7 protein-coding genes are annotated in these 8,575 nt (G+C 46.0%); 2 read left to right on the forward strand and 5 right to left on the reverse strand.

The features are described 5' to 3' along the window. Positions 1-12: 12 nt before the first annotated feature. The 4 genes from IEY34_RS06865 to IEY34_RS06880 form a co-directional block, all read right to left on the reverse strand. The gene (locus IEY34_RS06865) at positions 13-930 is read right to left on the reverse strand and encodes an NAD(P)-dependent alcohol dehydrogenase (protein ID WP_189009524.1); all 918 of its coding nucleotides are present in this window, start codon (positions 928-930) and stop codon (positions 13-15) included. Positions 931-1,019: 89 nt separating this feature from the next. Beyond that, positions 1,020-3,701, reverse strand: a complete 2,682-nt coding sequence (locus IEY34_RS06870; RefSeq protein WP_505816401.1) for a winged helix-turn-helix domain-containing protein — start codon at positions 3,699-3,701, stop codon at positions 1,020-1,022. Positions 3,702-3,738: 37 nt separating this feature from the next. Next, the gene (locus tag IEY34_RS06875; protein WP_189009527.1) at positions 3,739-4,173 is read right to left on the reverse strand and encodes a VOC family protein; all 435 of its coding nucleotides are present in this window, start codon (positions 4,171-4,173) and stop codon (positions 3,739-3,741) included. Next, positions 4,166-4,402, reverse strand: a complete 237-nt coding sequence (locus IEY34_RS06880; protein ID WP_189009530.1) for a helix-turn-helix transcriptional regulator — start codon at positions 4,400-4,402, stop codon at positions 4,166-4,168. The genes IEY34_RS06875 and IEY34_RS06880 overlap by 8 nt, the downstream gene beginning before the upstream one ends. A 330-nt stretch (positions 4,403-4,732) precedes the next feature. On the opposite strand from IEY34_RS06880, the gene IEY34_RS06885 reads away from it, so the two are divergent. Beyond that, positions 4,733-5,581, forward strand: a complete 849-nt coding sequence (locus tag IEY34_RS06885) for an Rpn family recombination-promoting nuclease/putative transposase (RefSeq protein WP_189009533.1) — start codon at positions 4,733-4,735, stop codon at positions 5,579-5,581. Positions 5,582-5,695: 114 nt separating this feature from the next. Here the strand turns inward: IEY34_RS06885 and IEY34_RS06890 are convergent, their stop codons facing one another. Next, the gene (locus IEY34_RS06890; protein WP_189009536.1) at positions 5,696-6,352 is read right to left on the reverse strand and encodes a helix-turn-helix transcriptional regulator; all 657 of its coding nucleotides are present in this window, start codon (positions 6,350-6,352) and stop codon (positions 5,696-5,698) included. 168 nt (positions 6,353-6,520) lie between these two features. Between IEY34_RS06890 and IEY34_RS06895 the strand changes: the two genes are divergently transcribed. Beyond that, on the forward strand, positions 6,521-7,876 hold the full coding sequence (locus IEY34_RS06895; protein WP_189009539.1) for an MFS transporter: 1,356 nt from the start codon (positions 6,521-6,523) through the stop codon (positions 7,874-7,876). The last annotated feature ends 699 nt before the right edge of the window (positions 7,877-8,575 follow it).

Genomic DNA, 8,575 nt, shown 5'->3' on the forward strand with positions numbered 1-8,575 from the left:
AGGCTCTCTAATTCATTCATTTCTTACCTGTATGACTACATTTCCTTTTTTGCGTCCTTTTTCCACGTAACTATGGGCTTCAGGAACTTGCTCTAGCGAATAGCGGCGGTCGATGACGGGTTGTATCTTCCCTGATTCTGCGAGCTCTTTGAGGAATATCAAATCTTCTTTGCTTACCTTGGCTACCCCAGATCCCTCAACAGACACGTAGACCCCATTCGGTGTCAACGCGGTCTTGCAATTCGCTTTGGAGATTTTCCCAACAGCATCTAAGATGATATCGTAATGCTGCCCACTTTGTGCGAAATCTTCCTGCGTGTAATCCACTACTTGATCTGCTCCCAAAGACCTCACCAATGCAACATTGGCCGTGCTGCATACACCGGTAACTTCTGCACCATAATGCTTGGCAAGCTGAACAGCTGCTGTTCCAACTGCTCCGGAGGCCCCATAGATAAGAACTTTCTTACGGCTCTGGATACCTGCTTTTCGAAGAAAATGCAAGGCTGAAGTTCCGCCAAAAGGAATAGCAGCAGCTTCCTCATACGTCATGTTCGTTGGTTTGAGCGTCACTTCCCCGTTTGCAGGCAGACAGGCGTACTCAGCATGAGCACCAAAACGCATCCCATTTAAAGCATAAACCTGGTCACCTATTTGGAATCCGGTCACATCTTTGCCTATTGCTTCAATCTCGCCCGCTAATTCCAAACCCAGAATCGGTTTTCTCGGTTTTCTCAAACCTATCATGATCCTCATTGGAATCCAGAACAAGAATGGGCTTCTAAAACTGCGGATTCTGCAATCCCCTGATGTAACAGTCGTCGCATAGACTTTTATCAACACTTCATTGTCCTTAGGCGTAGGCTTATCTACCTCTTGGAGTTTCAGGACATCCGGTGATCCGTATTTTGTGCAGACAATCGCTCTCATGTGCTTCCCCCTAAACGTCCATTTACAAGGAGTGTAGCGGCAAAACGGTACGGCATACAGATACTAAAGTACTGTTCTGCGCATGAAGTCTACAGCAAACCTAACTTACGAGCCTGTGCGACAGCTTCGGTACGCCGTTTGACTTGCAGTTTGTCAAAAATATGTTGGTTATGCCCTTTGACCGTACTAAGTGAAAGAAACAGACGCTCGCTAATTTGGCCATTTGAAAGTCCTTGGGCAATTAGCTTCAGAACTTCCAGCTCACGCCCGCTCAGCGGCTCAATAAGCGAACTTCCAGAGGGAACCACTCTCACCTCAACTTCAGCTTCGAATACAGCCAGCAGCTTGTCTATATAATCCGACCTGATTCCTTGATCCGCCACTTCGCACAGCAGCCTATTCATCGGTGTACCTTCGTCGACAAAGGTGCGGATGAAGCCGCCGGGCTCAGCCATTGCCAGCGCGTCTAGCAGAATTGGCGCAGCTTTCCCTTTATCACCTAGCCAATGCAGCGCAACCGCCATTAGAACGGTGCTCTTGAGCTTTTCATCTTTCAGCTCCGATTGTTTGGACTCGAGCAGCCTTAATGCCAGGGTCGTGTTCCCCTTTGCTAAATGGACCCTCGCCTGGCTGATAGTCAGTCCGTTCTTCTCTGCCAAATGCGCAGCTGCCGCCAGATTGCCTTGTTGAAGATGCACAAGCACTTGTAAGTCAGCGATAATCGGCATCTGATTCCCATAATTGTGTTGACGAGCAAGATGGTCTGCTTTAGTTAATAGAGCAGCGGCTCCACTCACCTTTCCCTGTGTAAGCATGAGCCTCGCAAGAAACACTTCACCTGCAATAACTCTATCTGTGTCCGCAAACTGCCGCGCCATAAGAACGTTCTGTTGTCCATGCCGCTCAGCTGCCTCCAGATCGTCCCATTCATAGAAGATTCGCGCTAAGCCTAGATGCGCTTCACAGGCAATTGCCAAAGGAGGATCGCCAGCCAATTGCAGTACCTGCTGAAATGTCTCTGCGGCCAAAGGTAGCTGGTTTTCTTGAACTTGTATGTTTCCTAAGCCGAGAGAAGCCAAGATGGTGATTGTGACATGTCCGATCATTTGGCTGTTGGAAAGTGCTTCCGTATAAGCCTTACTGGCTGCAGCGCGGTCGCCCTGAAGATGGTAAGCGTATCCAAGCGACCAGATAGTGGCCGTGCGGACAGGCAAGTTGTCGGGGTGCAGGTAAGCAAGGGCTCGATTCGACTCGGCAATGATCGTCGCTGCCTCGTGCTTGCTGACAGCCAGCGTAGCCCGTATAGCCGCAATATGTCCGATCGTATCCAGATTTTTAGCGTCTTGTTCAGCTCCTTGTTCTGCTCCTTGCAGAGCTCTTTCAGCGGACTGAAGTTTCTGCTCTACACCTGTCGTTTGGCCCCCCAACAGCAAAGATGAGGCATAGATCGCCCACAGCGAAGGTCTTGCATCCAGCTCCTCTTTTGACAGCGAATCCAGCCAATTCCGTACTGGCGCCACGGCTCCCCGAAAAAGCAAAGGCACCCCTTTCCCCTCGACCAGACGAGCAGCGCGTTCAATATCATGGGCAGTGACAGCATGGTGAAAAGCTTCGATCTCTTGACCATTATCCTCGTACCATTCACTGGCACGAATATGCAGTTCTGCCGCATCGGATGCACCTATACTCTGTTGCAGCCGCGTTCGCAGCAAATCGCCAAAAAGATGGTGATAGCGATACCAACTCCTTGCGCTGTCCAATGGAACGATGAACAAGTTGGCTTGTTCGAGATATTCTAAGATCTCTTGCCCGGATGATGAGGAAGCGGGGTATCCTCCAAGACGACTACCAAGAACCGCGTCGCATAGAGGACCACACAATCGGTCGAGGATGGATGTGCTTAACAAGAAAGTCAGAACGCTCGCAGATTGCTGCTGCAGCACTTCTTCTACCAAGTAGTCGACAATGAAATGGTGGCTGCCGCCAAAAGACTGGATGAAGCTGGAAGCATCTGATTGTCCCTTTATGGAAAGAGCAGCTAATTGCAAACCGGCAACCCAGCCTTCTGTTCGAGATTCAAGCAAGGTGATGTCTTTCTTAGAGAGTTGTAATCCCATCACCTGATCCATAAATTCGCCTGCTTCCGAAGCGGTAAAACGCAAATCTATGGCGCGGACTTCCGTCAATTGATCCCGGACACGTAAACGTGCCAGCGGCAGACGCGGATCTTCACGGGTAGCGATAACCAGATGCATCTGTGGCGGCATGCGCTCTATTAATAGGGCGATCGCCTGATCAATCGGTCCCGCTTTGATCACATGATAATCATCTAGCACGAGAACAAAATGATTTTGAATAAAGGAGACTTCATTAATCAGCGTTGTTATCATCGACTCCATTGGTGGAAGTTGAGGAGATTGCAGGAAGCCGAACACGCCGTCTCCCCTACTTGTTGCAATCGACTGCAACGAAGCAAATAGGTAGGTCAGAAAACAGGCGGGATCGTTCTCCCCCTCATCCATGGATAGCCATGCAACAGGTCGATCACAAACAGCGAGCCATTCGCTGAGAAGTGTTGTTTTGCCAAATCCTGCCGAGGCAGAAATGACAGTAAGTTTACGGTGCAGCCCTTCGCTCATCCGCTCGATTAAACGAGGCCGGACAACCACATTCGGCCGTGAAGGAGGGATGTATAATTTAGTAGATATAATGGGAATAGTCATAGCTAAATTATACGAATCGCGGTCTTTCACCGTCAACTGCGCTTTCATTCTTCCGGTGTAGGAGTTCGTAAGATTTATCCCACACTTAAGTTTCAAACATAGCGAGGAATCGCTTCTGCATTTCTTCCGGGCTCACGTTTTCAATAGTCGTATAAATCATCCAATAATGTCCGAACGGATCCTTTACACTTCCAGCTCGATCACCGTAGAATTGATCCATCATCGGATTAACAACTATGGCTCCTGCCGCAATCGCCTGTTGGAACAGCTTATCCGCATCTTCGACTTGAAGTTGGATACCGACCGTCGTACTCCCGAGCGTTTCCGGCCCCAGAATACCGTAATCCGGATATTCACCTGCTAGAGATATCTTGGCTCCGCCAATTGTAATTTCCGCATGAGCCACTTTGCCTCCCGGCTCTGTCAAACGATATTGCTCAACCGCACCGAAAGCCTTCTTATAGAATTCAATCGCCTCAGCAGCATTCTTGATCCAGAGGAATGGCGTTGCATTAATCATTGGTGCGGTCTATCCGGTTCAACACCTCCCGAAAGCGGCGAAGGCGACAGAAGAGCTTCGGCGTCATTCCCACTTCTTCTTTGAAAATCTGGATAAATCCCCTATGGCTTAAACCGATTTGTCCGATCACATCGGAGAGAGGGCTTCTATGCGGCAAACTCTGAAACTCATTAAGCGTGAAGCTAACAGCCGGGTGTCGAATCAGCGGTCGGAAGTTCAATCGAACCATCAGGCAGCGCGAGCTCCTTCGAATGAGGCGGACCATATCCTTCGAAATACCAGAAATAATCCACAAAACCTGACAATGGAGCCTTCGGGATATAGGTTTGTACATGCATCGCATTTGCGCGACAGAACCATGGGATTGCATCCGTGGAGTCGCTCCCTCCTCGCTTGTGAAGTATGTATTCACCTTCTAATATAAAGCTTTCTTTTTGTTTAAAAAGTGGTTGCTCGCCAAATCGCTTTATGCGAACACAAGTAAATTAGCAGATCTGACAAAAAATGAAGCTTTATAGAATCTTCATGATATAATTAAACTGAATAGGAGCTGATCTTCATGAGAGATTTGCTAGACCCAAAGATCGATTTTGTCTTTAAACGCATATTCGGCAGCGAAGACAACAAGGATCTCCTTTTGGCTTTTCTTAACAGAACCTTTCAAGATGCCGGAGAGCCTCCTCTTACAGAAATCATACTTATGAATCCCTACACAGATAAAGACTCGCCTCAAGATAAACAATCCATCTTCGACATTCAAGCGAAAACAGCGGAAGGCAAACTGATTAATATCGAAATGCAATTATTTAACCGCTATGACAATGAAAAACGCACATTGTATTATTGGAGTAAACAGTACGCGAGCCAGCTTGAAGAAGGACAATCCTATAAAAAGCTAAAAAAGTGTGTTACTATCAATATTCTTAACTTCTCTATCCTACCGAATGAACAGTATCATAACATCTTCCATTTAAGGGAGGATATTAGTGGGCTCCCATTAACGGATGATTTGGAAATTCATTTTCTTGAACTCTCTAAGCTCAACCATCATCAAACAACTCCTTCAGGCGGTTTAGTAAATTGGTTGCTTTTTCTCAAAAGTGACAATACAGAAAATTGGGAGGTTTTGAAAATGCAGGACCCTGAACTTGGTAAAGCAATGGCTGTGTTGGAATTCCTTAGTCAGGATGCTGAAGCTCGTCGGCTTTATGAAATGAGACAAAAAGCATTGCATGATGAAGCTTCTTTGCGGGAAGGTGCAAGAGAAGAAGGCGAATTGAAAGGCAAGATTGAAGGCAAGCTTGAAGTAGCCGCCAAAATGCTTTCCAAAGGAATGGATATGGAATCCGTCTCTGAGTTTACCGGAATTTCAATCGAGGAATTAAAAAAGATAATTCAAGCGCACTAACATTCTAGCTGTCAGCAAACCGTCAGGATAATCCTGACGGTCCTTTGCGTGACGAATAGGCAAGCATCGAACCCCTTTGCACATAAATCAAAAAGCCCACATTTCTCCCCACGTTTACTCATATTCCTTAACCCTATATACACAATTTCTCCCACCCGCCAAAATATGCTCTACACGTTCGATAAGAACATTACTTCCGAGGATGGATTGAAATAAATTCAACTCATTCTTACATAGCCCGGTACAAACGGCAGCAGCCTCACAAATCGGACAATGCTTCTCAATAAATAAAAAACTCCCATCGCCTTGATCCTTAATCTCGGCCATATAGCCTTCATTTGTTCGAATATTGGCTAGTTCCTCCAGTTTCTCTTTTACGCCCGATGCGTTCCCAAGGTGCTGAAGATATTGCTCTTGCATATTCTTATCCCGGACAGCCAACAGCTTGTCTAACCCCTCATTCCCAAAAGCCTCTTTCATCGAATTGATCAGACTAACTGACAACTCCGAATAGCCGCTTGGAAAGAATCGATTAGCTTCGGGCGTTAATCTCCATAGCTTTGTAGGCCTACCCATGGGGCGGACTTCTTCTTCATGCGTAACAAATCCTTCTTCTTTCAAGGCATTTAAATGCTGACGAATAGCCATTCCAGATAGCATAAATTCGGAGGATAGTGCCATAACATCCATCCCCCCCTGCTGCTTTAGCAGATCGATGATCCCTCTTCGAGTTCTAGTTGAGGAATCCTTATTCGTTTGATTCCGGCTCATGGCGGCCCCTCCTTATTAAGCAAATGGATCTACAACACTCCCTACATTTTAAATATAAATGTTGACAAAGTCAAAACCAAACTGTACCTTTGGCTTTATAAACAAAAATGTTTACTAAGTATTCGGCTGCCTTGTACACAAAACAATTATTTTTGGAGGTTATCTCTCATGTCTAATCATCAAAGCATTTTCAGCCCGCGTTATTTTGCACTGTCCATAGGAATTATACTGTCCGTGATGGCAGTTGGATTTGAAGGCTTATCGGTAACTACGATCGCCCCTTCCATTGCTGGCGACTTGAATGGCATTGACCTATTTGGCTGGATATTCAGTACCTATCTGCTTGCGCAAATTATTGGCACCTTGGTCGTCGGTCGTATCATTGATAGAAAAGGGCCAGCAGCACCGTTCACTTTCGCGCTTCTTTTGTTTATCGTCGGACTGATCGTTGCCGCGACAGCAAGCGATATGTACATCATGATTTTGGCGCGAGCCATGCAGGGCCTAGGTGCAGGTGCTATGATGACTTGTGTGTACACGGCAATATCCTTGAGTTACCCCGATGAATTACGCGCCAAAATACTTGGGGCATTCGGAACAGCCTATGTTCTACCGTCTATGATTGGTCCATACGTCGCAGGTCTTATCGCAGACCAGTGGTCCTGGAGATTTGTTTTCTGGGGAATATTACCGATACTGGTTCTTTCAGCTCTGCTTAGCTTACCTGCTTTCAGGAAATTAAAAACACAAGGCACACAAGGGGACAACGGAGCTGCAGCTACATGGATGGCGTTACTATTAACGATAGGTACGGGGATTTTCTTAGTTGGTCTTAGCATGCTGCCGGTAATTACTGGGCTTATTTTAGTCATTATCGGCTTAGTACTAATGGTATATCCGCTGCGCAAACTGCTGCCCAAGGGAACTCTTTCTTTGAGAAGAGGCATGCCAGCCATTCTAGCAACACGTGGGCTATTCTTCGCTGCCTATGCAAGTACACAGAATTTCTTAGTATTAGCTTTAATAAATGTGAAAGGTATTACTCCTTCTCAGGCTGGGTTAATTGTAGCGAGCGCTGCACTGAGTTGGTGCCTCATTGCTTATCTGCAAGGACTTTGGGATTCGGCAGACCAGGGTCGTGGACGTCATACAAGAATTACCCTAGGCGTGCTGCTGCTTGCAATTGGGATTGCCTTCGTATTTTGGGTACCCGTTGTAACAGTTACTGTTGCGGTTATTGGACAAATCATAGCGGGAATCGGAATTGGATTGGCGCACCCTATTAGCGGCGTTGTGGCATTTTCCCAAACAGGGGAAGAAGGAGTTGGCAAAACTTCGGCAAATCTGCAATTTGCGGATTCTTTTACACCGGGCGTGGTTATTGGGATAGGAGGTTCCATCCTCGTTATTTGTCAAGCTGCCGGGATGACGATGCAATCTGGATTGATTGTGGCGATGGGGTTTCATCTTTTGTTAATCGTAATGAGTTTGATCTCTAGCACTCGGATTAGACCAGCAAACTGAGCAAATATGGGGATCCAGCCACATTGTTGAAGTACTGGCATCGGGTGACGTTATTAAATATAATGCTCAATATTGGGCCTCGCCACAACTAGTAAAAACGATATCAACTGAAGAAGTGGTGTATTTCAACGATATTTCTAAAAAATAACTAGAATTAAGCATATCCTTCATTTAAAAGGTATATCTCCAAGGCGAAAACCTGAGATCAAGTTATTCTTGAGATCAGGTTTTCGTCATCTTTACTATCAGATAAAATTACGAAAATAGATCAAGCACCTTACGAACTCAATAACCGCTATTTGATCAAAATCGTTCATACGGAAAATCTAATGAATTAATGCGTTATTTTATGAAAACACTCGCAATTCCGCCTATAAGCTGCTCCATTACGTCTTTCCAGTTCATTAGATCGCCAGAGTAGCCATTTTTTCATCTATAAGCATCATCCAGTTCATTAGAAAGACAAATTGATTGTGAGGCGGCTCTGTTTAACCAGTTAACGCTGTTTTTCAGCGTTACAGCTCCCGCTTTAGCCTCAGACGTCGCTTTAACGCTGAATTTCAATCTTATCCCAAGTAACTACTTAGGTATCAGTTAGTTGAAAATAAATTGCCCCCGAAATGCACGGAAAAGAGAGTCGAAAATTGGGCGAGCTTGTTTTTGTAGAGTGGAGATCACACTGCGGATTCTTAGGAATAA

Origin of the sequence: Paenibacillus marchantiophytorum (assembly GCF_014640555.1) — a bacterium.
GTDB lineage: Bacteria > Bacillota > Bacilli > Paenibacillales > NBRC-103111 > Paenibacillus_E > Paenibacillus_E marchantiophytorum.